23 protein-coding genes and 1 tRNA gene are annotated in these 25,527 nt (G+C 64.8%); 18 read left to right on the top strand and 6 right to left on the bottom strand.

All coding sequences use genetic code 11. The annotated features are described in order from the left end of the window. Positions 1 to 59: 59 nt before the first annotated feature. Positions 60 to 296: a DUF3017 domain-containing protein gene (locus HF684_RS06115; RefSeq protein WP_240812112.1), complete on the top strand. Its 237-nt coding sequence runs from the start codon at positions 60 to 62 to the stop codon at positions 294 to 296. Positions 297 to 432: 136 nt separating this feature from the next. Continuing rightward, positions 433 to 615 (top strand): Rv0909 family putative TA system antitoxin, encoded by a 183-nt coding sequence (locus HF684_RS06120; protein ID WP_025779915.1) that lies wholly within the window; start codon positions 433 to 435, stop codon positions 613 to 615. 117 nt (positions 616 to 732) lie between these two features. Here HF684_RS06120 and HF684_RS06125 read toward each other — a convergent pair whose 3' ends face one another. Together HF684_RS06125 and HF684_RS06130 are read right to left on the bottom strand one after the other, a co-directional pair. After that, positions 733 to 3,267, bottom strand: a complete 2,535-nt coding sequence (locus HF684_RS06125) for a UvrD-helicase domain-containing protein (protein ID WP_169251772.1) — start codon at positions 3,265 to 3,267, stop codon at positions 733 to 735. Between the two features lie 122 nt (positions 3,268 to 3,389). Continuing rightward, positions 3,390 to 3,782 (bottom strand): hypothetical protein, encoded by a 393-nt coding sequence (locus HF684_RS06130; RefSeq protein WP_169251773.1) that lies wholly within the window; start codon positions 3,780 to 3,782, stop codon positions 3,390 to 3,392. Positions 3,783 to 3,846: 64 nt separating this feature from the next. Here HF684_RS06130 and HF684_RS06135 point away from each other — a divergent pair. The 6 genes from HF684_RS06135 to pth all read left to right on the top strand — a co-directional run bounded on the left by HF684_RS06135 (position 3,847) and on the right by pth (position 9,115). Continuing rightward, positions 3,847 to 3,918: transfer RNA gene (locus HF684_RS06135), tRNA-Gln, on the top strand. 32 nt (positions 3,919 to 3,950) lie between these two features. Beyond that, complete coding sequence (glmU, locus tag HF684_RS06140) at positions 3,951 to 5,408, top strand: bifunctional UDP-N-acetylglucosamine diphosphorylase/glucosamine-1-phosphate N-acetyltransferase GlmU (RefSeq protein ID WP_169251774.1); 1,458 nt, start codon at positions 3,951 to 3,953, stop codon at positions 5,406 to 5,408. Next, entirely contained in the window at positions 5,401 to 6,372 is a 972-nt protein-coding gene (locus HF684_RS06145; protein ID WP_025777652.1) for a ribose-phosphate diphosphokinase, read from the top strand. The genes glmU and HF684_RS06145 overlap by 8 nt, the downstream gene beginning before the upstream one ends. A 144-nt stretch (positions 6,373 to 6,516) precedes the next feature. Further along, positions 6,517 to 7,533, top strand: a complete 1,017-nt coding sequence (locus HF684_RS06150) for an alpha/beta hydrolase (RefSeq protein WP_169251775.1) — start codon at positions 6,517 to 6,519, stop codon at positions 7,531 to 7,533. A 148-nt stretch (positions 7,534 to 7,681) separates the two neighbouring features. Next, a complete protein-coding gene (locus HF684_RS06155) occupies positions 7,682 to 8,326 on the top strand; it encodes a 50S ribosomal protein L25/general stress protein Ctc (protein WP_127364097.1) in 645 nt (214 codons plus the stop codon). Between the two features lie 189 nt (positions 8,327 to 8,515). Next, positions 8,516 to 9,115: an aminoacyl-tRNA hydrolase gene (gene pth / locus HF684_RS06160; RefSeq protein WP_169251776.1), complete on the top strand. Its 600-nt coding sequence runs from the start codon at positions 8,516 to 8,518 to the stop codon at positions 9,113 to 9,115. Positions 9,116 to 9,155: 40 nt separating this feature from the next. Here pth and HF684_RS06165 read toward each other — a convergent pair whose 3' ends face one another. Both HF684_RS06165 and HF684_RS06170 read right to left on the bottom strand, forming a co-directional pair. Beyond that, positions 9,156 to 9,875 carry a rhomboid family intramembrane serine protease gene (locus HF684_RS06165; protein ID WP_169251777.1) on the bottom strand — a complete coding sequence of 240 codons (720 nt, stop codon included), beginning with the start codon at positions 9,873 to 9,875 and terminating at the stop codon, positions 9,156 to 9,158. Positions 9,876 to 9,997: 122 nt separating this feature from the next. After that, on the bottom strand, positions 9,998 to 11,470 hold the full coding sequence (locus HF684_RS06170; RefSeq protein WP_169251778.1) for an arylsulfotransferase family protein: 1,473 nt from the start codon (positions 11,468 to 11,470) through the stop codon (positions 9,998 to 10,000). Between the two features lie 103 nt (positions 11,471 to 11,573). On the opposite strand from HF684_RS06170, the gene mfd reads away from it, so the two are divergent. From mfd to eno, 5 genes are all read left to right on the top strand, one after another. After that, positions 11,574 to 15,173: a transcription-repair coupling factor gene (gene mfd, locus HF684_RS06175; protein ID WP_169251779.1), complete on the top strand. Its 3,600-nt coding sequence runs from the start codon at positions 11,574 to 11,576 to the stop codon at positions 15,171 to 15,173. Between the two features lie 120 nt (positions 15,174 to 15,293). Beyond that, positions 15,294 to 15,488 carry a CsbD family protein gene (locus HF684_RS06180; protein WP_169251780.1) on the top strand — a complete coding sequence of 65 codons (195 nt, stop codon included), beginning with the start codon at positions 15,294 to 15,296 and terminating at the stop codon, positions 15,486 to 15,488. Positions 15,489 to 15,551: 63 nt separating this feature from the next. Next, positions 15,552 to 16,058 carry a MazG nucleotide pyrophosphohydrolase domain-containing protein gene (locus HF684_RS06185; protein WP_248279133.1) on the top strand — a complete coding sequence of 169 codons (507 nt, stop codon included), beginning with the start codon at positions 15,552 to 15,554 and terminating at the stop codon, positions 16,056 to 16,058. Beyond that, positions 16,055 to 16,897, top strand: coding sequence for a tyrosine-protein phosphatase (locus tag HF684_RS06190; RefSeq protein ID WP_169251781.1), 843 nt, complete (start codon positions 16,055 to 16,057; stop codon positions 16,895 to 16,897). The genes HF684_RS06185 and HF684_RS06190 overlap by 4 nt, the downstream gene beginning before the upstream one ends. 76 nt (positions 16,898 to 16,973) lie before the next feature. Beyond that, entirely contained in the window at positions 16,974 to 18,254 is a 1,281-nt protein-coding gene (eno, locus tag HF684_RS06195; protein ID WP_169251782.1) for a phosphopyruvate hydratase, read from the top strand. 389 nt (positions 18,255 to 18,643) lie between these two features. Here the strand turns inward: eno and HF684_RS06200 are convergent, their stop codons facing one another. Beyond that, positions 18,644 to 19,651, bottom strand: coding sequence for a DUF559 domain-containing protein (locus HF684_RS06200; RefSeq protein WP_169251783.1), 1,008 nt, complete (start codon positions 19,649 to 19,651; stop codon positions 18,644 to 18,646). Positions 19,652 to 20,073: 422 nt separating this feature from the next. On the opposite strand from HF684_RS06200, the gene HF684_RS06205 reads away from it, so the two are divergent. The 5 genes from HF684_RS06205 to HF684_RS06225 all read left to right on the top strand — a co-directional run bounded on the left by HF684_RS06205 (position 20,074) and on the right by HF684_RS06225 (position 24,757). Then, on the top strand, positions 20,074 to 20,568 hold the full coding sequence (locus tag HF684_RS06205; protein ID WP_169251784.1) for a septum formation initiator family protein: 495 nt from the start codon (positions 20,074 to 20,076) through the stop codon (positions 20,566 to 20,568). After that, a complete protein-coding gene (locus tag HF684_RS06210) occupies positions 20,568 to 21,095 on the top strand; it encodes a DUF501 domain-containing protein (RefSeq protein ID WP_169251785.1) in 528 nt (175 codons plus the stop codon). Before HF684_RS06205 ends, HF684_RS06210 begins: the two co-directional genes overlap by 1 nt. Positions 21,096 to 21,103: 8 nt before the next feature. Beyond that, positions 21,104 to 22,051 carry a Ppx/GppA phosphatase family protein gene (locus HF684_RS06215; protein WP_169251786.1) on the top strand — a complete coding sequence of 316 codons (948 nt, stop codon included), beginning with the start codon at positions 21,104 to 21,106 and terminating at the stop codon, positions 22,049 to 22,051. After that, complete coding sequence (locus tag HF684_RS06220; protein WP_248279134.1) at positions 22,048 to 23,292, top strand: S8 family serine peptidase; 1,245 nt, start codon at positions 22,048 to 22,050, stop codon at positions 23,290 to 23,292. Before HF684_RS06215 ends, HF684_RS06220 begins: the two co-directional genes overlap by 4 nt. A gap of 91 nt (positions 23,293 to 23,383) precedes the next feature. Further along, entirely contained in the window at positions 23,384 to 24,757 is a 1,374-nt protein-coding gene (locus HF684_RS06225; protein WP_169251787.1) for an NAD(P)/FAD-dependent oxidoreductase, read from the top strand. 115 nt (positions 24,758 to 24,872) lie between these two features. On the opposite strand, the gene HF684_RS06230 is transcribed toward HF684_RS06225, so the two are convergent. Further along, positions 24,873 to 25,478, bottom strand: coding sequence for an NAD(P)H-binding protein (locus HF684_RS06230; protein ID WP_169251788.1), 606 nt, complete (start codon positions 25,476 to 25,478; stop codon positions 24,873 to 24,875). Positions 25,479 to 25,527 lie beyond the last annotated feature (49 nt).

Here is a 25,527-nt window from a genome sequence, read left to right on the forward strand (position 1 = left end):
TCTCGAAACGATGGATCTATTGGAAACGGCGGTACGCGCATCCCACCAGGCGTGATTGGGTGCTGCTCGGCTGTCTTCTGGGCGTCGCCGCGGCAGCGGCGTGCTCCATCGTCGACTTCCGCCTCGGTGCTGTCGTCCTCGCGGTCGTCCCCGCCGGGCTCGCCGGGTTCCGGGCGATGCCGCCGCCGTGGACCGATGTGTGGACGAACCGGTCGAAGACCGTTGACATCGCCACCTGTCTGCTGTTCGCCGGACTGCTGGTCGTGCTGGCGTTCCTCGTGCCATTGACCCGCTGATGATTCGGTCTCGGCGACATTCTTTATGTGCATTCGCTGAGAACTGCGACGCGCAGGTGTTGCCACGCCGGTAACAATGGCAAGGTGAGTGGCGTCAGAGGTTCGCTCAGAACCTTTTCCGATGAAAGGAGACAGCATGGGACTCGACGATCTTACGAACAAAGCCAAGGACGCCCTGAATAGCGATAAGGGTGAAGAGATCAGCGACCAGGGCCTGGACAAGGCTGCTGACGCCGCCAACAACGCCACCGGCGGAAAATTCGAAGACCAGATCAACCAGGGTCGCGAAGGTGCCGATGGCAAATTGGGCAACGAATGATCTTTGAGCCATAGCCGCGTCCGGCATGGATGAGCGCCGAGGAGAACGTGAGTTCTCCTCGGCGCTCTCTCTATTCGCGGCACGGTGCCGGACCGTGCGTCCACCGAAGCGGTCGGCTCAGCTGAGTTTGTCGATCGGGGCGTAGCGCAGCAGCAGCCGCTTCGATCCGGCCGAGCCGAAGTCGACGACGGCCACGGTCTTGTCTCCGACGCCATTGACCTCGGTGACGGTGCCGAGCCCGAAGGACTCGTGTGAGACTTTCTCACCGACCTCGACGGAGATGACCTCGCGGTTGGGGCGGATCCGGTTGGGGAATCCGGCGACCGGTGTCGATGAACTCGCACTCGAGCGTGAGCGGGAACTGCCGCCGGACGACCGCGACGACCCGAAACCGCCGGAATAGCCGCCGGAGGCGAATCCACTGGAACCGTAACCACCGGAGCCGAAGCCTCCGGACACGAAGCCACCGGAGAAGCTTCCCGTGTTCTCCCAGTTGATGAGGTTCTCCGGGATCTCGGAGAGGAACCGGCTCGGCGGATTGTACTGAGGCTGACCCCACATGCTCCGTGTTTCGGCGCGAGTGACGAGCAGCCGCTGCCGAGCTCGGGTGAGCCCGACATAGGCCAGACGTCGTTCTTCCGACAGCTCCTGCGGATTCTCAAAGGAACGCGAATGCGGGAATCCTCCGTCTTCGAGCCCGGTGAGAAAGACCACCGGGAACTCCAAGCCCTTGGCCGTGTGCAGAGTCATCAGCGTGACCTGGCCGAGTTCGGCATCGGGGATCTGATCCGTATCCGAGGCCAGAGCCACCTGCTCGAGGAACTGATCGATGGCCGCCGCGCCGACGCCTGGGGCGGTGGAGGCGTCAGCGGAACCGGCGTCATCGAGGTCGGGATCGACCGCCTCGGCGGGGGTTTCGGTCTCTGCAGCGGTCGGATCTTCGGCGGTCGCCTCGGCGCCGTTGTCTGTGTCGCTGTCATCCGGGGTGTCCGGTTCGGCGACCGCGGCGGCTTCGCGAGTGGCGACGAAGTCCTCGGCCACGGCGACGAGCTCGGCGAGGTTGTCGACTCGGGATTCGTCCTGCGGGTCGGTGCTCTTCTGCAGGGATTCGAGGTATCCGGACTGTTCGAGGATCGCCTCGATGACGCGGGAGAGCGGGGAGGACTCGGCGGTGGAGCGCAGATCCTGCATGAGGTCGTAGAACTTCTGCACCGACGTCAGGGCGCGCGAACTCAGATGCGGAATCTCGTCGAGGCGGCCCAGGGCGGTATAGAAGCTGATGTTCTCTCGGTCGGCGAAGTCGGCGATGATGCCCTCGGTGCGGTCGCCGATGGAGCGTTTGGGCACATTGAGGATGCGGCGCAGGTTGACGTCGTCATCGGGGTTGGCGACGACGCGCAGATAAGCGAGGGCGTCCTTGATCTCCTTGCGCTCGTAGAAGCGGGTGCCGCCGACGACCTTGTACGGGATTCCGGAGCGGACCAGTGCGTCTTCGATGGCGCGTGACTGTGCGTTGGTGCGATAGAAGACCGCGAAGTCTCCGTAGGTGTACTTCTCTTCATCGATGAGGTCATCGATGCGGTCGACGATGAACCGGGCTTCACCCTGTTCGTTCTCGGCCACCCAGCCGACGATCTGTTCGCCGGAGCCCTCCGAGGTCCACAGCTTCTTCTCCCGACGGTCGTCGTTGTTCGCGATCACGGCGTTGGCGGCGTCGAGGATGTTCTGCGTCGACCGGTAGTTCTGTTCCAAGAGAATGGTGTCCGCGTTCGGGAAGTCCTTCTCGAATTCGACGATATTGCGCACCGTGGCGCCGCGGAAGGCATAGATCGACTGGTCGGCGTCGCCGACGACGGTGAGTTCGGCTCCCGTCGGACCTCCCGCACCGTCACCGGCGAGGGCCTTGATCAGGGCGTACTGTGCCGGGTTCGTGTCCTGGTACTCGTCGACGAGGATGTGGCGGAACCGACGGCGGTAGGAATCGGCCACCTCGGGGAAGGCGCCGAAGAGATGGACGGTCTCTGCGATGAGGTCGTCGAAGTCGAAGGCATTGGCCAGCCGCAGGCGGGAGGTGTAGCGCTTGAAGACGTCGGCGAGCACCTCGTCGGCGGGATTGTTGGGCCGCGGGATGAAGTCATCGGGGGTCTGCAGTTCGTTCTTGAGGTTCGAGATCCGGTGCAGGATCGCCCGCGGAGCGTACTTCTTCGTGTCGAGTCCGAGCTCCTTCAGGATCTGGGCAACGAGCCGCTGCGCATCCTGGGCGTCGTAGATCGTGAAATTCGACTTCATGCCCAGCACCTTCGCCTCGCGGCGGAGGATGCGCACGCACGAGGAGTGGAAGGTCGAGACCCACATGGCGCGGGAAGCGGGCCCGACGATCGAGGACACGCGTTCGGCCATCTCCTTGGCGGCCTTGTTCGTGAACGTGATCGCCAGGACTTCGCCGGGATGGGCTCGACCGGTGGCCAGGGCGTAGGCGATGCGTCGGGTGAGCACGGTCGTCTTGCCCGATCCGGCCCCGGCGACGATGAGCAGCGGGGATCCCGTATGGATCACGGCCTCGCGCTGCCTGGGGTTGAGCCCGGTGAGGAGTTCGGCCGCCCGGGAGTCGGCGCCGGCGGCATGGTTCGTGTGTTCAGCTGCAGCAGTCATGTCGCCCCCAACGATACCGTCAGCCCCGGACACGACCTCCACGCCCCTCAGAACTACCTGACGGCGGCTCAGCAACCTCGCGCGAGGTTGCTGAGCCGCCGTCAGGTAGCAATTGGGGAGGGTCAGTGGATGAAGACGGCCACGATGACGTTGATCACCGCGAAGGCCACCACCAGGTGAGCCATGGTTGCCGACGGGTTCGCCACCTTCACGCCTGCCCCGCTTTCGGCAGGGGCAGAGGCGGCGAAGGCCTTCTGCTTCTTGTTGCCGATGAAGGCGAAGACGGTGACGAGGATCGCCACGACCAGTTTGATGCCGAGCTTCATATGATTGACGTCGTCATCGCCCATCTCGGCCAGGCCCATGAGCAGCAGACCTGTGATCAGCTGCAGATAGGCGCCGTGCAGCATTCCCGGCATCACTCTGGGGGAGCGGACGACGGTGAAATAGCCGCCGACGATGATGGCCATGCCCAGCAGATGCAGGGTCAGCAGAATCTCGCGTAGAATTTCCATACAGTTAATCGTAGTGGCATGATGGTGTCTCGTGAGCGCGGGCCCCTCTACTGGTGCACGCTGTTCCGCCCTGGTGTAATGGCAGCACGCCGGCCTTTGGAGCCGTGCAGTATAGGTTCGAATCCTATGGGCGGAGCTGGCCCAAACCGACATGCGAAGGATTCAACTATGTCGCAGACTCATCCGACCGCCGTCATCGTTCTGGCAGCGGGCCAAGGCACTCGAATGAAGTCGGCTCTTCCCAAGGTGATGCATCCCATCGGCGGACGCTCCCTGCTCCACCACTCCGTCGCCGCAGCGGCGGGAACCTCTCCCGACCATCTCATCGTCGTCGTCCGCCACGAACGCGATCAGCTCGTCGCCCACCTCGACTCCCTTTCCGTCACCTCCCAGCAGAGCCTGCTCATCGCCGACCAGGATGACGTCCCGGGCACCGGACGGGCCACCGAATGCGCACTGACACAGCTGCCCGAGGACCTCAGCGGAACCGTCGTCGTCACCTACGGCGATGTGCCCCTGCTGACCACGGAGACGATCAACGGGCTCGTCGAGATCCATGAATCCGACGCCAACGCCGTGACCGTCCTGTCCGCCGAGGTGGACGACCCGACCGGGTACGGCCGCATCGTCCGCGATGCGAACGGATCCCTGCTGAGCATCGTCGAGCAGAAGGATGCGAGCGAGACCGAACGGGCCATCCGTGAGATCAACTCCGGAATCTACGCCTTCGACGCCTCCGCACTGCGGCAGGGCCTGGCCTCTCTGACCACCGACAACGCGCAGGGTGAGAAATACCTCACCGATGTCATCGGCTTCTCCCGCCAGGCCGGTCTGTCCGTCGCCGCCACCGCCACGGACGACCTGTGGCAGGTCGAGGGAGCGAACGACCGCGTGCAGCTGGCGAACCTCGGCAAAGAGCTCAACCGCCGGCAGTGCGAGAAGTTCATGCGTGCCGGAGTCTCCATCATCGATCCCGACACCACATGGATCGACGTCGATGTCTCCATCGCCGCCGATGCGACGATCCTGCCGGGCACCCAGCTGCTGGGCGCCACCGACATCGGAGCCGGTGCCGTCGTCGGCCCCGACACCACGCTCAAGGACACCGAAGTGGGGGAGAACGCACAGGTCGTGCGCACCCACGGCGAACTCGCCGTCGTCGGCCCGGAAGCCAACGTCGGACCGTTCGCCTACCTGCGCCCGGGCACCAAACTCGGCGAGTCCGGAAAGATCGGCACCTTCGTGGAGACGAAGAACGCCGACATCGGCAAGGGTGCGAAGGTGCCCCATCTCTCCTACGTCGGCGATGCGGAGATCGGAGAGGGCTCGAACATCGGAGCCGCCTCGGTGTTCGTCAACTACGACGGCGTCAACAAGCACCGCACCGTCATCGGCAAGCATGCACGCATGGGCTCGGACAACATGTATGTCGCCCCTGTCACCGTGGGCGACGGCGCCTATTCGGGTGCAAGCACGACGGTGCGCAAGGATGTCCCTGCAGGAGCGCTGGCCATCTCGGTGGCCCCGCAGCGCAACCTGGAGGGCTGGGTCCAGACAAACCGTCCCGGCACGCCTGCAGCGCAGGCGGCCGAAAACGCATCCGAAGGGGAACGGATCAGTGAATGAGATAACGACGGCGGGCGATAAGAAGCTCGTCCTGGTCAGCGGTCGGGCGAATCCCGAACTCGCCGAACAAGTCGCGGAGAATCTGGGGACCGAACTCCTCCCCACCGACATCTACAACTTCGCGAACGGCGAGATCTACGTCCGCTACTCCGAGTCAGTGCGCGGCAGCGACGTCTTCGTCCTGCAGTCCCACTGCGCTCCCATCAACGAATGGCTGATGGAGCAGCTGATCATGGTCGACGCGCTCAAGCGTGCTTCGGCAAAGCGCATCACCGTCATCGCCCCGTTCTTCCCGTACGCCAGGCAGGACAAGAAACACCGCGGACGCGAACCGATCTCCGCCCGCCTCGTCGCCGATCTGTACAAGACCGCCGGCGCCGACCGCATCATCACCGTCGACCTGCACACCGCGCAGATCCAGGGCTACTTCGACGGCCCCGTCGACCACCTCATCGCGATGCCGATCCTCGCCGGCTACGTCAAGGACAAGTACCCGGGCGACCTCGCCGTGGTCTCGCCGGACGCCGGCCGCATCAAGGTCGCCGAGAACTGGTCGAACTCGCTGGGCGGAGTGCCGCTGGCCTTCATCCACAAGACCCGTGACATCACCCGACCGAACGAGACCAAGGCCAACCGCGTCGTCGGTGAGGTCGAGGGGCGCACCTGCGTGCTCGTCGACGACATGATCGACACCGGCGGCACCATCGTCCAGGCCGCCGATGCCTGCATGGCAGCCGGTGCCAAGGGCGTCATCGTCGTGTCCACCCACGCCGTGTTCTCCGGCCCGGCCGTCGAACGCCTGTCGAACTCCGTGGCCGAAGAGGTCATCGTCACGAACACTCTGCCGCTGAGCGAGGACAAGATCTTCGACAAGCTCACCGTGCTCTCGATCGCTCCGCTCATCGCCCGTGCCGTGCACGAGGTCTTCGAAGACGGATCGGTCACGAGCCTCTTCGAGGTCTGATCCCGAAGGCTGAGGCCCCGTGATCCGCGCAATCGCGCCGGATCTGATGCGAATCCCGAGTCGATGCGGCTCGGGGTTCGCATCGTCTGAACTGCCGTGAGGTCCTACACTGGAGGCAAGACTTCGGCGAAGGGATCAGGGACGATGTCCTCACACGATTACAACCGGTACCGCGTGGACGTCCCCGGCGGACAGCTGTCCGTGGGAGTGTGGGAGCCGGTGGCGAGCGGTCCCGGCCGTGTCCCCACCGTATGCGTCATCCACGGCATCACCTCCAACCATCTCTTCTTCGCGGGCCTCGTCTCCGCCCTGCCCGGCGTCCGCATCATCGGCCCCGACCTGCGCGGACGAGCCGACTCCCGTACCCTGCCCGGCCCGTTCGGGATGGCCGCCCATGCGCAGGATGTCATCGCCGCCGTCGATGCCTTCGCTCCGGAGGGCCCGGTCACCCTGGTCGGGCATTCCATGGGCGGGTTCGTCGCGATGACCCTGGCCGGAACGGCGGACGGGCAGAACCTTGAGACCGGCGCCGAGGCGGCCCGCCGATTCCGCGGACCCGTCCTCATCGACGGGGGACTTCCCCTGCCCGTGGGGCAGCCCCATGGTGACGGCCTGGTCGATGATCTCAACGATGAGGACCTCGACACCGACGACCTCATCGCCGCGGTCCTCGGCCCGGCCGCTGAGCGGCTGTCGATGAGCTTCGGCAGTGTGGAGGAGTACTTGGCGTTCTTCGCCGCTCATCCCGCGTTCGTCGACGGCCTCGACACCGTGGCGACCGAGAGCTTCGTCTACGATCTGGCGGCCAAGGACGATCACTCGTTCCAGCCGTCGACCTCGGTGGAGGCGATGCAGGCCGATTCGGCCGATATGTACACCGGCTCCGCCTACCGGGAAGCCCTGGATACGGTCATGGGCAGTGATGACTCCCAGGCCGAGGTGGTCTTCCTCTTCGCCGAACGCGACCTCGTCGCCGCCGAGCCGGGACTGTACCCGCCGGAGACGACCGAGGACTTCGCTCGTCAGTGGCCGCGGATGGACATCGTCGACGTGCAGGGGACGAACCATTACGACATCCTTCTCACCGAATCGGGAATCGACGCGTGTGCTGCGGCTGTGACCTCTCGGATTGGTGCCGAGACGGACGGTGCCGTAGAATAGCCGGGTTGCCTCGGCGAGGGAGACTGATGTCTCCGTGATCGACGCGGTCCTGTCCCACGAAGCGAGCCCACGGGGTTCGACGTTCGCGTGGGTGCTCAGGCTGTTTCGCCGTGGTGCTCGAAGGTAAGTTCACCACGAAGGAGAGAAAATGGCTGACTTCAAACTTCTGGCCGAAGCTCGCAACGAGTTCGGCAAGGGCGCAGCGCGCCGCATCCGCCGCGCGGGACGCATCCCCGCTGTCATCTACGGTCACGGCGGAGATCCCGTGCACGTGTCGCTCGAGGGCCACGCCACCATGCTGGCTCTCAAGCACGCCAACGCTCTGCTCGAGATCGAAAGCACCGACGGATCGAAGAACGTCCTCGCCATTGCGCGTGACGTGCAGATCGAACCCGTCCGTCGCGATATCGAACACCTCGACCTGATCATCGTCAAGCGCGGCGAGAAGATCGAGGTCGACGTGCCGATCCACGTCGTCGGAGAAGCCGCTCCCGGCACCATGGTCTCGCAGGAAGAGTCGACCATCGCCGTCAAGGCCGATGCGACCAAGCTGCCCGAGATCATCGAGGTCTCCATCGAAGGCCGTCCCGCCGGCGAGCACCTCCTGGCCGGTCAGGTCGAGCTGCCTGCAGGCGTCGAGCTCGTCGCCGACGAAGAGCAGCTCATCGTCAACGTCTCCGAAGAGATCGAGATGGACACCGAGTCCGATGCCGAGGAAGAGTCTGCTGAAGAGTCGACCGAGGACGAGGCCGCTGAGGAGTCCGGTGCAGAAGAGGCCTCCGAAGAGGAGTGATCTTCTCTCCTCGCTGCACCCAAAGGTGCCGTGAGGAGCACTGACTGACTACGCTGTTCGGTGGGTCGCCCGATGGGCGGCCCACCGAATATGTTTCTCAGGAGAGAACCCGGCAGCTGTCTCGCCCGGCGGCGAGCAGAAGCATCACCACCCGGTCAGCGGGCACAAACAGGACGGACAAGGACGGCAATGTCGAACGACGCATGGTTGGTCTTCGGACTGGGCAATCCCGGAGCCAAATACGAAACGACACGGCACAACATCGGACAGATGGTCATCGCCGAACTCGTCTCTCGCCTCGGAACCACGCTGACGCGGACGAAGCTGCGCGCGAACGTCGGCACCGGGCGGCTGCCTGCCGGCAGCGTTCCGGGACTGCCCGGTCCGCGGGTGGTGTTGGCCACCTCGACGGGATATATGAACGAATCCGGCGGACCGGTGCGCGCACTGGCGGACTTCTACGGAATCGACACCGACCGGATCATCGCCGTCCATGACGATGTGGACATCCCCTTCGACGCCATCAAAGCCAAGCTCGGCGGGGGAGAGGGCGGGCACAACGGTCTGCGTTCGATGACCTCGGTGCTGGGGACGAAGGACTATCTGCGGGTGCGAGCGGGAGTCGGACGACCGCCGGGACGACAGGACACCGCCGATTATGTGCTGCGCCCGTTCTCGAAGGACGAACGCACGACGCTGCCGATCTTCGTCTCCGACCTCGCCGACGCCGTCGAAGAGCTCATCGTCAACGGACTCACCGATATGCAGCAGAAGTTCCACTCCCGCTGATCACACGTCGGGCGCTGATCGAGCATAGGGTGCCCTGGACTCAGGCGGATTTCTGCGTCTCCGGGCGGCGGTGCAGCCACCATGCGGCGACGATGCCGCCGGCGAATCCGAACAGGTGGCCCTGCCAGGAGATGTCGTTGGTCTGGGGCAGCATGCCGAAGATCATCGATGCGCCGTAAGTGACGAAGATGAACAGGCCGATGGCGAAGTAGATGATCTTGCGCAGCAGGTCATCGGTGAACCAGGTGCGCAGCGCGAGGTAGCCGAAGAATCCGAAGACGATGCCCGATGCGCCGACGATGTGTTGGCCGGGCAGTGTGGTCAGCCACGCCCCGAGCCCGGAGCTGAGCGCCGTGATGCCCGTGACCGTCCAGAAACGCCGCCTGCCCTCGAAGGCGATGACGATGCCGAGGACGAGGAACGGGAAGGTATTGGCCAGCAGATGGCCGAATCCCGAATGCAGCAGCGGCGAGGTGACCAAGCCGTAGAGCGAGAGCGGATTCCATGACTGCATGCTGAAAGCGTCGAGGTCGACGGGGAGGATCGTATCGACGATCTCGATGACCCACATGACGGCCAGGACGATCAGCACCGGAGAGAACCGGGAGAGCAGATGCGGCCGGTCGACGGTGGTGTTCAGGTGCGCGACTGGGGGATTCGCGGAACGACCGGAGCGGGGAGATCCGGAATCGGCGGAGTCAGGGCCGAAGAGGAGGCGGGATTCCTCGGCGGAGAAACGAGGGGAGTGGTCGGAGCTCATGGTCCAATTGTGAGTGATGAAGATTGGAGAACCCCGAACATCCGGGCCGCCGGGGCAATCGTGATCGTACCGTTAGTCGCGTTATCGACTCGCAATATTCACGACCCGGCAAGTCCCTGAAACTATCTGTTCCGGGACTCCGCTCTGGTCGACCCGAGGGACTTGCCGTCGGCGTCGAGGGCTTCGACGACGATCGTCGAGCCGTTCGGGGTGATGTCCGCCGCCGTCTCGAAGCCGGTGCGTTCGACCTCGGTGTTCTCGATCAGGTGCTCCTCGTCGTCTCCGCTGAGCACCCTCCACGAAGCCACCTCGGTGGCACCGTTCCAGCTCATGTGCACCCGAGTGATGTCGGCCTGCGGTCGCGACTTCGTAGCGGTCGGGGGAGCAGTCGGCTGGGCATGCCAGTCGAAGCGGTAGGCCCGGTAGTTCGATCCGCCGGTGAAGGTGAGGTCGGCGAGCAGCTTCCCGTCCTTGGAGAACTCGGAGACGTAGGGTTCCGAACCCCAGCCGAGGACGACGTTGCCGCCCGGCAGCTCCTGGAAGTTGCCCTGACTGCCCGACGAACGGTCGTCGGGGGCGGGATACTCCGTGACCACCTCGGCGCGCTTCTTCTTCTCGTCGACGTCGAGGCGCAGGCCGCGGGTGTCGCCGAGCCGAGGCGCGGCATGGTTGTCGAACAGGGTCAGCGTTCCATCGGACCGGCGCTGGGCATCGTGCTGCCAGGCGAACTGTGCGCCGTCGCCCATCTCGAAGTCCGAGGCCTTGCCGCCCAGGACCCAGTTGAGGTCGGCGCTCGTCCGGTCGAGCTGGTAGACCGCATGAGTGTTGCGTGCCGAGACGAGCAGGGAGTTGCCGTCGTCGTCCTCGGACACGGAGTTGAGGTGGATGTAGTCGAAGGGCTCGTCCTTCGTTCCTTCCCCGTCCTTGAGCTCCGCCTCGGACTGGTCGACGGGGACGGCATCGAGGGAGTGCCACTCGAACAGAGGATCACCGGTTTCGATGTCGACCTCCTGGACGATGCCCTCCCAGGCCCAGCCGTTCCGGTCTCCGCCGACGGAGCGCAGATCCGTCTGCGTCTTCACATAGGAGATGAGAAACATTGTGTCATCGGCGGTGATGGTCGTCTCATGCAGGTCGGAGGTGTCCTTGGGGAGCTCTCCGCCCATGCCGACACGGGCGATCTCCTGATACGAGGTGTCGAGGACGACGACCTCACCGGCGGTGTGCGGGGTCTCGGCCAGCCCCTCCCACCAGGTGAGCACCGGCTGCCCCTGATACTCCTGGACGCGCAGATCCCACAGTGCCTCGGCCTCGTCTCGAATCCACACCGGGTCACCGGCGGAGTCGAGGATGAGGCCGCCCACCCAGGACTTGTCGTCGGTCTGCGTCTGTCCCTTCGGAGCGAGGAACGTCTCCAGATCTCCGTCGTCGTCGGGGAAGGACCCTGAGTCGATGTCGACCTTCGGCGGGGCGAGTTCGGGGCGGGAGTGGAAGTCCCAGCGTTCGGCGACGGCGACGTCGTCATCGGCATCGGCCGTGCACCCGGTGAGCAGGAGAACCGCTGCGGCCAAGCCTGATAGGACTGTTCTCTTCATCGGCATATGCTCATCTTCACACGTTTTCGACCCCCGCGCCCTTCAGCCGTTTCGAATCGGGCACCGAATGTGTCGTGTCAGCTGCGTGGCCTAGACTGTTCGGGTGCTCAACGGACTTGATCTCACCCGCCGGAATCCCACCATCACCGAACTCGTCGCGGCCTTCAACGACGCGAACACCGCCGGTGGCACGATCGCGGCGATCAAGGGACTGTGGCCGTCGATCCTGCGCCGCACCGTCACCACCGACGGGGCCTCTGCGCCGCAGCTCATCGTCACGGCCACGACGCGTGAGGCCGAAGACCTCACCCAGGCGCTCGCCGACTGGGTGCCGTCGGCGTCGATCGCGATCTTCCCCAGCTGGGAGACCCTGCCGCACGAGAAGCTGTCGCCGCGTTCGGACACCGTCGGTCAGCGTCTCGAGGTGCTGCGCCGCCTGGCCCATCCCACTCCCGGTCGGGAACTGACCTTCATCATCGCGCCCGTGCGCGCGTTCCTCCAACCCCTGGCCAAGGGGCTCGGCGACATCGAACCGGTCGAGCTCGCCGTCGGCGACGAATATGAGATCGATGCGCTGGCCGAACGGCTCACCGAACTCGCCTACTCCCGCGTCGACATGGTCTCCCGACGCGGCGAATTCGCGGTCCGCGGCGGAATCGTCGATATCTTCCCGGCCACCTCGGAGCGGGCGCTGCGTGTGGAGTTCTTCGGCGACGAGGTCGACGAGATCCGCGAATTCTCCGTCAGTGACCAGCGCTCAGTACCCGCCGAAGACGGTGACGAACCCCTGCGCTTGTCGGCACCGCCGTGCCGGGAGCTGCTCCTGACCGATTCGGTGCGGAAGAGGGCCGCAGAACTCGCCGAGGAGGTCCCCAGCGCCGCCGATATGCTCGACAAGATCGCTGGCGGAGTCGCCGTCGAAGGCATGGAGTCGCTCACCGCCGTCCTCGCCGACGGGATGGAGCCGATCATCGCTCTGCTGCCGGCCGGATCGAAGATCATCATCACCGAACCAGAACGCGTCGAGGCCCGCGCCGCGGATCTCGTGGAGACGACGAACGAATTCCTCGAAGCCGCCTGGACCGGAGCCGCCGGTGGGGGAGAGACCCCGATCGACCTGTCGGCCGCCAGCTTCCGCACCGTGACCGAGATGGCCGAGGGCGCTCGCCTCATCGGCTTGGCCTGGTGGGAGATCGGCGGATTCGCCGCCGACGAGGAACTCGCCGGCCCCGAGGAGAACATCTTCTCCGTTCCCGCGCGCATCCCGAAGGGCTATGCCGGCGACGTCGAGGCGATCCTCGCCGACGTCAAAGGACTCATCCACGACAGGTGGCGCGTCCTCGTGCTCACCGAGGGCCAGGGGCCCGGCCGACGCATGGTCGAGGTGTTCTCCGAAGCCGGAGTGCCCGCCACCTTCGTCGATGACCCCACCGATCTGCCCGAAGCCCTGGTGACCGTGACGACAGCCGCCTCCTTCGGCGGATTCGTCTTCGACGATCTCAAACTCGCCGTGCTCACCGAGGCCGATGTGCTCGGTCGGGCGGCGGCCACCTCGACGCGGGACATGCGCAAGCTGCCCACCCGCCGTCGGCGCAACCAGGTCGACCCGCTCAATCTGGCACCCGGCGACTACGTCGTCCACGACCAGCATGGTGTCGGGCGATTCGTCGAAATGACGCAGCGGACCGCGGGCAAGGGTGCGAACAAGCACACCCGCGAATACCTCATCATCGAATACGCACCCGCCAAACGCGGACAGCCCGGCGACCGCCTCTACGTTCCCAGCGATGCGCTCGACCAGGTCACCCGCTATGTCGGCGGGGAGAGCCCGAACCTCAACAAGATGGGCGGCGCCGACTGGCAGACGACGAAGGCGAAGGCCCGCAAGGCAGTCAAGGAGATCGCCGGGGAACTCATCCGCCTGTATTCCGCCCGCCAGGCCACCGTCGGCCACGCGTTCGGGCCCGACACCCCCTGGCAGCGCGAACTCGAGGACGCCTTCCACTATGTGGAGACGGCCGACCAGCTGACCACCATCGACGAGGTCAAGTCGGACATGGAGAAGACCGTGCCGATGGACCGTCTGATCTGCGGCGATGTGGGCTACGGGAAGACGGAGATCGCGGTCCGTGCCGCGTTCAAGGCGATCCAGGAGGGCAAACAGGTCGCCGTGCTCGTGCCGACGACGCTGCTCGTCCAACAGCACTATGAGACCTTCGCCGAACGCTACTCGGGATTCCCCGTGACCATCGGCGCTCTCTCCCGGTTCCAGACCAAACAGGAATCGGAGAAGGTCAAGGAGGATCTGGCCGACGGCAGACTCGACCTCGTCATCGGCACCCACCGGCTGCTCAGCGGCGAAGTGCGGTTCAAGGAACTCGGGCTCGTCATCATCGACGAGGAGCAGCGCTTCGGCGTCGAACACAAGGAGACGCTCAAGGCGCTGCGGACGAACGTCGACGTCCTCGCCATGTCGGCGACCCCGATCCCGCGCACCCTCGAAATGGCCGTGACCGGCATCCGCGAGATGTCGACCCTGGCCACACCGCCGGAAGAGCGGCACCCGGTGCTGACCTATGTGGGCAAACGCGAAGACAAGCAGATCAAGGCAGCGATCCGCCGCGAACTCATGCGCGAAGGCCAGGTCTTCTACATCCACAACAGGGTCCGCGATATCGAAGCCGTTGCCGGTCACATCGCCGAAATGGTGCCCGAGGCGCGAATCGCCATCGCCCACGGCAAGATGAACGAGACGCGACTCGAACAGGTCATCGTCGACTTCTGGGAGAAGAAGTACGACGTGCTCGTGTGCACGACGATCGTCGAAACAGGAATCGACATCGCCAACGCGAACACGCTGATCATCGACAATGCGGACCGCTACGGACTCTCTCAGCTCCATCAGCTGCGCGGACGTGTGGGCCGTGGACGCGAACGCGCCTACGCCTACTTCCTCTACCCGCCGGACACGCAGCTGACCGAGACCGCACACGACCGTCTGACGACCCTGGCCGCGCACACCGAACTGGGAGCCGGAATGCAGGTGGCGATGAAGGACCTCGAGATCCGCGGAGCCGGCAACCTGCTCGGCGGTCAGCAGTCGGGCCATATCGAAGGTGTGGGCTTCGACCTCTACGTTCGGCTCGTCGGCGAGGCCGTGGCGAAGTTCCGCGGTGAGGAGACCGAACCCGAGGCCGACATGCGCATCGAACTGCCCGTCGACGCCCACCTGCCGGCCGACTACGTCGATCACGAACGACTGCGACTCGAGGCCTACCGAAAGCTGGCCGCAGCGACCGACGAAGCACAGCTGCAGGAGGTCCTCGACGAACTCACCGACCGCTACGGCCCCTATCCGGAACCCGTCGGTGTCCTCGCCGATGTGGCCAGGCTGCGCATCCGCGCCCGAGCCTCCGGGGTCAACGACATCGTCATGCAGGGCAACTTCATCCGCTTCGGGCCCGTCGAACTCTCCGACTCCCAAGTGGTCCGGCTCAAACGTCTGTATCCGAAGTCGCTGCTCAAACCGGCGCTGCGCTCGGTCCTCGTGCCCAAACCGATGGCAGGCAGCGGATTCGACACCAAGGAGATGACCGACTCTGACATCCTGCGGTGGGCACACCAGTTCCTCGACGCGATCCTGCCGGTCATCGAGTCCGAAGCCACTGAGATCAAGGAGACCGGTGCCGCGAGCAACGGTTGAGAACTCGCCGACTGTTCATCGTCGACCGTCCCACGTGCCCGTGCAGTGGCGTAGAGTGCGAAGCGCGGAGGCATCCGCAGCAAGTGCCACTCACGCAGCTGTCTACTAAGGAGTATCCCCATGGGTGTTGACGACAAGTTCGAGAACAAGGCCGAAGATCTCGGCGGTCGTGCCAAGGAGACCGTCGGTGATGTGACCGGTGATGACGAACTCAAGGCCGAAGGCGCCACCGATCAGCTCAAGGCCAAGGCCAAGGATGTCGGCGAGTCCGTCAAGGACCTCGGCGCAACGGTCAAGGACAAATTCTCGAAGTGACCGGCGAACCGGCCCTCACCGTTGTTGCGGTGAGGGTCTTTCGTGCCGGCAGGAGGATCTTTCGTGGGTGAACGTGACGAGCAGAGCTCGGTCGAACAGGGAACGGACTGGACTGGGCCGGGGCCGGGACAGGTCGAACCGCGACTGCAAGCGGTGATCGACGCGATGGCGACTCTGCGGCGACGCTGCCCCTGGTCGAGCCGGCAGGATCACCAGAGCCTGGAGAAATACGCTCGGGAGGAGACCGACGAACTCATCGACGCTCTCGAAGAATTCACGACAGAACCCACTCCTGAGAACCGGGCGGCCGTCATCGAAGAGCTCGGCGACGTGTTCTACCAGGTGCTCTTCCACTCCGCCCTGCTCGATGAGAGCAGCGGGCACGCATACGGGCACAGCCTCGGCGCCATCATCGATGGCCTCGAGGCCAAACTCATCCGTCGTCATCCCCTGGCGTTCACCGATGATTCCGGGGACGAGATGGCATCGTTGGACGAGGTCGAACGCGAGTACCGTCGGATCAAAGCAGAGGAGAAGGCCGCGGTGCGGGACGAGGGCAGAACCCCATGAGTCTGGAGAGACTCGCGATCGAAGGCACCTTCAATTTCCGTGACCTCGGAGGACCCGCCACCGAGGCAGGGGAGCATCGAGTGCGATCCGGGAAGGTGTTCCGTGCTGACGGTCTGGCGCAGCTGAGCGATCGGGGGCGTGCGGACATCGGCGGACTCGGCATCGGCACAGTCATCGATCTGCGTGATATCGGCGAGCGGGCGAAGCTGCCCGATGCGCTCGATGGACTCGACGTCCGTCTTATCGAGCTGCCTGTCTTCGACGATCATTTCTTCCCCAGCCGACCGCTGAGCAGGGAAGAGATGGAAGCCGCCGCCGAGGCGACCGGAATGGATCTGCGCGACCGGAGCCTCGGCCGCATCTACGAACTCATGATCGTCCACTTCGGCCACCGACTGGCAGCCGCCGTCGATCTGATCGCCGAACACTGCACCGAAGGCGTGGTTTTCCACTGCTCTGCCGGGAAGGATCGCACCGGCGTGATCGGAGCGTTCCTGCTCGACCTCCTCGGCGTGGGACGACAGGAGATCGTCGCCGAATACGCCATCACCTCCACCCATCTGTCCGGGGGTTTCTTGGAAGCGATCACCCGGAACTTCTCCGATGCCGGGATCTCCGGCAACCTCGCCCAGACCGCCACCGCTGCTCCTCCCGAACTCATGCACGAGGTCCTCGATCGGATCGCAGCCGAGCACGGGGCCGCCTCGGCGAAGGACGGGGGAGTGCCAGGGGGAGTCGAAGCCTATCTGCTCGCGCACGGGATGGACCCGGCGACGCCCGAACGACTGCGGCACTGCCTGCTCGAGTCCGAGTCCAACCGGGGCTCGGACCGAGGGTGAGCCCGGACGCGCGGTGCATTAAGCTGTCCTGCAGGCACATGTTCCCCATGTGAAACCGAATGCTAAGGAGTACTCAGTGGCCGAGATCGTTGCCGCAAACGCCCGTGAAATCCTGGATTCCCGGGGAAATCCCACCGTCGAGGTGGAAGTGCTGTTGGCCGATGAGTCCGTCGGTCGCGCCGGAGTTCCCTCCGGTGCCTCCACCGGTGAGTTCGAAGCCGTGGAGCTGCGCGACGGAGACCCCGAGCGCTACCTGGGCAAGGGCGTCACCCAGGCCGTCGACGGTGTCGTCGACGAAATCCATGAAGTCATCGTCGGACTCGAAAGCGACGATCAGCGTCTCGTCGACCAAGCGCTCATCGACCTCGACGGCACCGACAACAAGTCCCGCATCGGCGCGAACGCGATGCTCGGCACCTCGCTGGCCGTAGCCCGCGCAGCAGCGGTCTCGGCCGATCTGCCTCTCTACCGCTACCTGGGCGGACCGAATGCGCATGTCATGCCCGTGCCGATGATGAACATCCTCAACGGCGGATCCCATGCCGACTCGAACGTCGACATCCAGGAATTCATGATCGCCCCGATCGGCGCCGCCAGCTTCCACGAAGCGCTGCAGTGGAGCGTCGAGGTCTACCACGCGCTCAAAGGCGTGCTCAAGGAACGCGGACTCTCGACCGGGCTCGGCGACGAGGGCGGATTCGCTCCGAACCTCGACTCGAACGCCGCTGCACTCGACCTCATCATCGAGGCCATCGACATCGCCGGCCACCGTCCCGGACGCGATATCGCCGTGGCCCTCGACGTGGCGTCTTCGGAGTTCTACTCCGACGGAGCCTATGAGTTCGAAGGCGGCAAGAAGTCCGCTGAGGAGATGGCCGCCTACTACGAAGAGCTGTTGGCGAAGTACCCGCTCGTGTCGATCGAGGACCCCCTCGACGAGAACGACTGGGACGGCTGGGCGACCCTGACCGAGACGATCGGTTCGAAGGTCCAGCTCGTCGGCGACGACCTGTTCGTGACCAACCCCGAGCGTCTGCAGCGCGGAATCGACAACGCCACGGCGAACTCGCTGCTGGTCAAGGTCAACCAGATCGGCACCCTGACCGAGACCCTCGACGCTGTGTCTCTGGCTCAGACGAACGGCTACACCACGATGATCTCGCACCGTTCCGGCGAAACCGAGGACACGACGATCGCCGACCTGGCCGTGGCGACCAACGCCGGTCAGATCAAGGCCGGTGCGCCGGCCCGGTCCGAGCGCGTCGCGAAGTACAACCAGCTGCTGCGCATCGAAGAGCAGCTCGGCGATGCCGCACGCTACGCGGGCCGCAGCGCCTTCCCGCGCTTCGAAGCCTGAGGTCAGCAGGGCCCTGAACTCCCCGAGGCGGGGCCGGACGATCACATCGATCTCCGGTCCCGCCTCGGCGCTATTCACGTCGGCCTCCCCACCTCATGGTCTCCCACACCTGCCTGCCGCGATGATTCCCTGCTGCCGGTAGTCGGTTTTCGTGCCACCATCTGTCACCAGTCGTCTCAATTCCGCCCTTTGGCGGCTAACCTGCGCATTCCTCGCAAATGTCACCGGTGCACTACTCTGACGAGAGACTACGGGTGAGGGGTGGTCGAGCACCTGTAGAAGTTGCCGTCAACGGTGAGGGATGAAACTCCGCAGATCGCGCGATTCGAGACTGCGTGCTCGACGCAATGGGAGTGTGTGACAGCAGCGGTGCGGGATGCGACATCGATTCAGGCGGTGGCGTTCTGCGCGCGGCGGATGGCGAAGAGGATGTCATGGAACTTCGCCTCTTCGAACAGTTCCTTCCAACTGATCCGAATCACCTGCCAACCCTGGTCGCGCAGCCACTGCTCACGGCGACGTTCCGCTTCGAGCTCTTGTCGGGGAACACCTGAGCCCAGATAGAGCTTGCCGATGCCGTCGATCTCGATGATGAGACGCGCCCGGCGGTGACAGAAGTCGACGCGGATATCGCGCCTCAACGAATCGGCATGAAATGTGACTTGGGGCTCCAGCCCCGTGATGCCGTGTTCGTAGAATCGCACGGCGGCGACCGCCTCGGCGGGGGATTCGCGACGGGAATCAGCCAGATCGATGGCCAACCGCACTTTCGAGCCGTTGCGCTTCTCCAGACATTGGGCGAGGGTCGTGAGGATCGTCTCTCTGCTCGTCAGCTCTCGGTGCAGCGCATCATCGATCATGGGCACGGAGACGTCGAGGTTGTAGCTGCGGGCGACGTCGATGAGTGTGCGTTCGAGCGTGGTGAGCTCGGCACCCCCGATCGTGGCGCGATGAGCCTGGGGAATCTGATTGCCGCGGACATGGATGCTCTTGAAGCGACGGTTGACGCCGGGACGGACGACCTCGATCTGGTGTGTGACGGGGTAGGCGACCGGCAGGCCGTGGATGAGAGCCGCCGAGATGTGCGAGTAGATCTCCTCCGGCGGGTCGGGTTTCGAATCGTCCGTTCTCTGATCGGCCCGTTGGCTGAAGTGCCCAGACAGAGAAGCGTTGAGTTCGTTGACCTCGTCGCGGATGTCGCCGTGGTCGATGAAGACCTCATGGATCCGCTCGTCGATGCTGGCCCAGAGAGGGCGGTGGAAGTCTCGCTCGCAGACTCGGCTGACCAAGTACATGCCGCGTGAGAGTCTGCGCAGACAACAGGCACGGGCGCGTCGGATGTCCGCGTGGTTGAATCCGAGTCGGACGATTTCCTCGGTGCTCAGCAGTTTGTACATGTCACTAAAATGCGCCTAATCACAACAAAAGACAATAGATCACTCTTGCATTGTGGATAACCTTGTGGATAGTCGAGGTTTGCGCGGAGCGACCGGCAGGCATCGGAGACCCGAGGGCGGGAGATTGCGGGCATACATCACCGTTAGCCGCATAACCCAGTGCAGGAACGAGGGGGTTTGCCGTGAACGGTGTGGGGTGCGTTGCCAGGTGTAGGAGAAGCGGCCGCCGGGAGGAGGTGGCGGTAAAGGTGAAGGGGAGGCTCCGGATGCAGAGGGTCAGCGAGCACGCTGCAACGTGATGGAAGATACGTGGGAATCGAACACGCCACGGGTCCGAAATCCTCGCGCAGAGAATGCGGACACGGCACACTTGGAGATGTTGCGACACTCTTCCCCGATCCCCAGTCGCAGAGGAAAGAAGCATGGTCCCGAGCAAGCCCAGACGAAGTGCCCCGAAATCGGCTCCTGGCAAAGCCACCCCTCGCCGACGCCCGAAACCGGTCATCGAAGCGGATGCCGGCATGGACGCCGAGGCGCGGAGCCGCCGCATATCGCTGCGCACGGGCATCTTCCTCCTCGTCATCGCCGTCGTCCTCCTCGCCTTCCTCTCGCCCCTGAACTCCGCGCTCAAGCAGGCCCAGCAGATCGCCGCTCTCAACGATGAGATCGAGACGACGAAAGCTGAGGTCAAGAGCCTCGAGGAGAAGAACGAGAATCTCAGGGATCCCGACTACATCAAGCGCAAAGCCCGCGAAGACCAGTACTACGTGGAGAAGGGCAAGAACGCGGTCATCGTCACGAACCAAGAAGCTGTGGACGACGAAACCGAGTCCGCACGGCCGGTTCGCAAGCAGGCCTGGTACCTTGAGTTGCTGGAGTCCATTCAGGAGACCGGAAACACCGTGGAGAAGAGCTGATGATCACAGAGTGCACCGAGGCGGATTTCGCAGTCCTCGAAGACCAACTCGGACGCATTCCCCGAGGCGTCGTCGGCATCGCCGCTCGCAGCACCGCCGGTGAACCGCTCGTCGTCGCCACGGCACCCCGCCTCGAAGACGGCACACCGTTCCCGACGACCTTCTACCTCACCCATCCCGCCTATGTGGCCGAATGCTCGCGCCTCGAAGCATCGGGAATCATGGCCGACTGGACCGCCGAGATCGGTGAAGATGAGGAACTTGCTGCCGCCTATGCCGCCGCGCACCGCGCCTATCTCGACGTCCGCTCTGAGGTCGGGTCCGCAGCAGGCCTGGCGGACGTCGAGGAGATCAAGGACTACTCAGCCGGCGGAATGCCGAACCGGGTGAAATGCCTCCACGCCCTCGTCGGACATTCGCTGTCCGCCGGGCTCGGTGTCAACCCGATCGGTGATCGCGCGCTGTCGTTCATGAGCGACGTGCCGCCGCTGGCCGAGGCCGCTGCCACCACAGAACCGACCGACTAGGACCTGCCATGCGTGTTGCCGCCTTCGACTGCGGGACGAACTCCCTGCGTCTGCTCATCGCCGATGTCGCCGCTGACGGCACCCTCACAGACCTGCGCCGTGAGACCCGGATAGTCCGCCTCGGCCAAGGCGTCGACGCCACCGGCGAGTTCGCTCCGGAGGCGCTCGAGCGCACCTTCGCCGTCGCGCAGGAATTCGCCGAGGTGGCCGCCGACTACCAGCCGGAGAAGCTGAGATTCGTTGCGACTTCGGCCAGCCGCGACGTGAAGAACCGTGACGAGTTCTTCGCCGGGATCTTCTCGATCCTCGGCGTCGTCCCCGACGTCATCGCCGGTGAGGAAGAGGCCAGACTGTCCTTCCTCGGCGCCACTGCCGGGCTCACGGATGCCGACGGACCGTATATCGTCATGGACCTCGGCGGCGGATCGACCGAACTCGTCCTCGGCCACGACGATGTCCAAGCGGCAGTGAGCATGGACATCGGGTCGGTGCGTCTGACCGAGCGCCATATGCCCGTCGAGACACCCGACGAAGCTCAGATCCAGGCGGCACTTGCCGATATCGACGGCCAGCTCGATCAGGCGGCCCGTATCGTCGACTTCTCCGCACCGCGCACCTTCATCGGTGTCGCCGGCACCGTCACCACCATCACCGCAGGCGTGCTCGGACTCGAGAGCTACCAGCGAGAGCGCATCCACGGAGCGCATATCAGCGTCGCGGACGTGGCAGACGAATCCCGAAAGCTGCTGGCCATGGACCGCCGGGCTCGCACGGATCTGCCGTATATGCACCCGGGACGCGTTGATGTCATCGGCGCCGGATCGCTGCTCTTCGCCCGGATCGTCGCCCGCTTCGACCAGGCAGTGACGGCTGCCGGGGGATCGCTGGACATTCGGATCTCCGAAACCGACATCCTCGACGGGACCGCGCTCGATCTTGCGCTGACGAGCTCGTGAGAGCCGCCGCCCGACTCCTCGCCGTCACGACTGTCGTCCTCGGACTCGTCGTCGGCACCACCCAGCCGGTCATGGCCGCGCCGAAGGCCGGGCCCGGCCAGTGGTTCATCAAGGACTATGGGATCGACAAGGTCTGGAAGAAGTCCACGGGCAAGGGCGTCAAAGTCGCAGTCATCGACTCTGGCGTCAACACCGACCACGAAGACCTCAAAGGCGTGGTGAAGAAGTCGAAGGACTTCAGCGGCTTGGGCAAGGACGGAAAGACCCCGATCGGCGGGAAGACCACGATCCACCACGGCACGGCCGTGGCCGGAGTCATCGCCGGCCGAGGAGTCGGTGCCGGACCGACCGGCGTCGCCCCGGACGCAGAGATCCTGTCGGCGTCGATGTGGCTGGGCCCCGACCGTCCGAAGGAGTCCGGATCGACTCGAGAACAGGCCGATCAGGCCATCCGGTGGGCCGTCGACTCCGGTGCGAAGGTCATCAACATGTCCCTGGGCTGGGACGATCCGGGCTGGCCGGAGAGCTGGGACGAATCCTTCGCCTACGCCTATGAGAAGGACGTGCTCGTCGTCGCCTGCGTCGGCAACGCCTCACAGGGAGCGACCCAGGCGTGGTCGCCGTCGACGGTTCCCGGTGTCATCGGGGTGGGCGGACTCGACCAGAACGGAAAGGTCCTCGACGACTCCACCGCCCCCGGCACCGCCGTCGACCTCATGGGGCCGGCCGAGGACATTCCCATCCCGTACTACAGCGGCGGCTACGCCGAAGGCCAGGGATGCTCCTTCGCCTCACCCGTCGTCTCGGGTGTGGCAGCGCTCATCCGCTCCGAGAACCCCGACCTCAGCGCCGATGAGGTCCGAGCCAAACTGCAGTCGAGCGCCAAACCGGTCGACGGGCACAAGGGCGTGAGCAAGAAGGACAAGCCCGACCCGATCGTCGGGTGGGGGCGCGTCGACCCGCAGGGCGCCGTCAAAGCGAAAGTGCCCAAGGACGTGTCCTCCGCCGAGGATGAACTGGCGGATTGGGTGAAGATGCATCGTCGCGGGGATGCGAAGGCCGAAGAGACCGAAACCGCCGCTCCGGATGAGTCCGAGAGCCCGAAGGCACTCGCGCCGACCGACATCGTCGCCACACAGTCGACACCGACTCTCGGCTTCGCCGTCCTCGGCGCCGGTGCCCTGATCGCCCTGGTTCTCATGATCGTCTCGGTCGTCTCCTTCGCCCGCCGTCGTCGCTGAGACCAGGTGCAGAAACTGCTCTGATCTGGGGTGTTCGAGTCCGCGAGACAAACAATTAGTGAAAGTTTTCACAAGGGTCTAGCATGGGATTATGGCACTCATCAGAAACTCAAAACTGCGTCCACGAATCCTCGTCGTCGGTGGCGGCTCTGTCGGCCTACTCACCGCTCAGAATCTGCTGAAGAACCTCGGTCGGGGCGAAGCCACCGTCACCGTGGTCGATCCCAATCCGTACATGACCTACCTGCCGTTCCTCCCCGAGGTGGCAGCCGGGTCGATCGAGCCCCGTCACGCTGTGGTGCCGCTGCGCCGCAACCTGCCGGGTGCTGAGGTCATCACCGCGAAGGTCACCTCGATCAATCACGCTGAGAAGTTCGCCACCATCGAACCCGAGAACGATGAAGCGTTCGAACTCGACTACGACCACATCATCCTCGCCTCCGGTTCGGTTGCCCGTGCGCTGCCGATCCCGGGCCTGAAGGAGAACGCGATCGCGCTCAAGCGCATCGAGGAAGCCGTCGCGCTGCGCGACCACCTGCTGTCCCGCCTGGCCGATGCCGCTCTGATGGAAGATGACGAAGAGCGCCGCAAGGCTCTGACCTTCGTCTTCGTCGGCGGCGGATTCGCCGGCATCGAGCTGCTGACCGAACTCGAGGACATGGTCCGTTCGGCCATCGCCCAGTACGAGACGCTGACCGAGGCCGATGTCCGCTTCGTCCTCGTCGAGGCCCTCGGCCGCGTCATGCCCGAGGTCGGCGAAGCTCAGGCCCGTTGGGTTGTCGAGCACATGCGCGAACGCGGAATCGACGTCTACCTCGAGACCTTCCTTCAGGACTGCACCGACAAGCACATCAAGCTCTCGAACGGCGAAGAGTTCGACGCCGACACGATCGTGTGGTCCGCCGGTGTCAAGGCCAACCCGATGCTCATCGACTCCGACCTGCCGATCAACGAACGCGGCAACGTCACCGTGCGCGCCGACCTGCGGGTCGAGGGCGATGACGGAGTCGTCGAAGGTGCTTGGGCCGCCGGCGACAATGCCGCTGTTCCCGACCTGTCCGGCGGCGGAGTGGCAGGCTTCTGCGTGCCCAACGCTCAGCACGCTGTGCGGCAGGCCCCGGTGCTGGCTGCCAATGTGCTCGCCGCACTGCGCGGAGAGACCGAGTTCAAGCAGTACTTCCACAAGACCATCGGTACGGTTGCCGGCCTGGGTCTGTACAAGGGTGTTTCGCAGATGGGTGACTTCGAAGCCCGCGGACTCCTCGCCTGGCTCATGCACCGGGCGTACCACGGCTACGCGATCCCGACCATGGACCGCAAGGTCAGGGTCTTCGGCAACTGGTTCGCCAGCGCCGTGCTCGGCCGCGACGCCATGCCGCTGGCAGATCTCGACGTTCCGCGCAAGAACTTCGTCGAGGCCGCCAACTCGAAGCCGGCTCCGAAGAAGGAGCCTGCCAAGGCCTGATTCGAGGCAGCCGGTGCCATCCGGCGATACGCCCTGATGAGACGACTGACGCCGGGGATGCGATTGCATCCCCGGCGTCAGTCATTTCTGCATGCCCTGCAGTGAGTGAGCCTGCTCAGTTCGCCACGGTGAAGCGGGCGTCGATGTGCGCAGGCTCGGAGATCTCATCGACCATGGCTACAGCGAAGTCCTCGGCCGAGATCGAGTCGCCCGCTGGCACCTCGAGCTCGACGTTGTAGGAACCGGTGCGCTCACCCGGAGCGATCTCCGGTGCGGGGGAGATGAGCGTCCACGGGGACGGGTTCGCCGCACGCAGCAGTTCGAGTGCCTTGGTGCCGGTCTCTGCTTCGGCCTTGTACGCGGGAGGGAAACCCTCGGTGTCCTTGAGCATCGTGTCCCCGGCGAACAGGGAACCGGCACCGCCGACGACGAACAGTCGGGTCTCACCGCTGGCCTTCGCCACGGTCGACAGAGCGTCGAGCCATTCCTGGTGGTCCCCGCCCGTGCGGCTGGGTCCGGTGGTGGAGACGATGACATCGTGGTCGGCGGCCAAGCGTGCTCCGAGCTCCGCATCGGCCATATCGCCGGTCAGCGAACGGGCGGCTCCTGCCACCTCGGTGCCGGAGCGGGTGATGGCGGTGACCTCGATCCCGCGGGAGGCCGCCTCGGCGACGACGCGCGAGCCGATCATTCCCGATGCTCCAAAGAGTGCGATCTTCATATGAGTCCCTTCGTTCGACGTGCAGCGCGCCTGCGATGCACGGTGGAAG

It is taken from the genome of Brevibacterium sp. 'Marine' (assembly GCF_012844365.1).
In the GTDB taxonomy this organism is placed as follows: Bacteria; Actinomycetota; Actinomycetes; order Actinomycetales; family Brevibacteriaceae; genus Brevibacterium.

Coding starts and splice junctions, on each gene's coding strand:
- HF684_RS06130 (WP_169251773.1), bottom strand. CDS start 3,782: ATGGAAATTCTACGCGAGATTCTGCTGACCCTGCATCTGCTGGGCATG.
- HF684_RS06190 (WP_169251781.1), top strand. CDS start 16,055: ATGAGTCTGGAGAGACTCGCGATCGAAGGCACCTTCAATTTCCGTGAC.
- HF684_RS06125 (WP_169251772.1), bottom strand. CDS start 3,267: ATGACTGCTGCAGCTGAACACACGAACCATGCCGCCGGCGCCGACTCC.
- HF684_RS06230 (WP_169251788.1), bottom strand. CDS start 25,478: ATGAAGATCGCACTCTTTGGAGCATCGGGAATGATCGGCTCGCGCGTC.
- glmU (WP_169251774.1), top strand. CDS start 3,951: ATGTCGCAGACTCATCCGACCGCCGTCATCGTTCTGGCAGCGGGCCAA.
- HF684_RS06205 (WP_169251784.1), top strand. CDS start 20,074: ATGGTCCCGAGCAAGCCCAGACGAAGTGCCCCGAAATCGGCTCCTGGC.
- HF684_RS06180 (WP_169251780.1), top strand. CDS start 15,294: ATGGGTGTTGACGACAAGTTCGAGAACAAGGCCGAAGATCTCGGCGGT.
- HF684_RS06150 (WP_169251775.1), top strand. CDS start 6,517: ATGTCCTCACACGATTACAACCGGTACCGCGTGGACGTCCCCGGCGGA.
- HF684_RS06225 (WP_169251787.1), top strand. CDS start 23,384: ATGGCACTCATCAGAAACTCAAAACTGCGTCCACGAATCCTCGTCGTC.
- HF684_RS06170 (WP_169251778.1), bottom strand. CDS start 11,470: ATGAAGAGAACAGTCCTATCAGGCTTGGCCGCAGCGGTTCTCCTGCTC.
- HF684_RS06200 (WP_169251783.1), bottom strand. CDS start 19,651: ATGTACAAACTGCTGAGCACCGAGGAAATCGTCCGACTCGGATTCAAC.
- HF684_RS06215 (WP_169251786.1), top strand. CDS start 21,104: ATGCGTGTTGCCGCCTTCGACTGCGGGACGAACTCCCTGCGTCTGCTC.
- HF684_RS06210 (WP_169251785.1), top strand. CDS start 20,568: ATGATCACAGAGTGCACCGAGGCGGATTTCGCAGTCCTCGAAGACCAA.
- HF684_RS06165 (WP_169251777.1), bottom strand. CDS start 9,875: ATGAGCTCCGACCACTCCCCTCGTTTCTCCGCCGAGGAATCCCGCCTC.
- HF684_RS06155 (WP_127364097.1), top strand. CDS start 7,682: ATGGCTGACTTCAAACTTCTGGCCGAAGCTCGCAACGAGTTCGGCAAG.
- pth (WP_169251776.1), top strand. CDS start 8,516: ATGTCGAACGACGCATGGTTGGTCTTCGGACTGGGCAATCCCGGAGCC.
- HF684_RS06120 (WP_025779915.1), top strand. CDS start 433: ATGGGACTCGACGATCTTACGAACAAAGCCAAGGACGCCCTGAATAGC.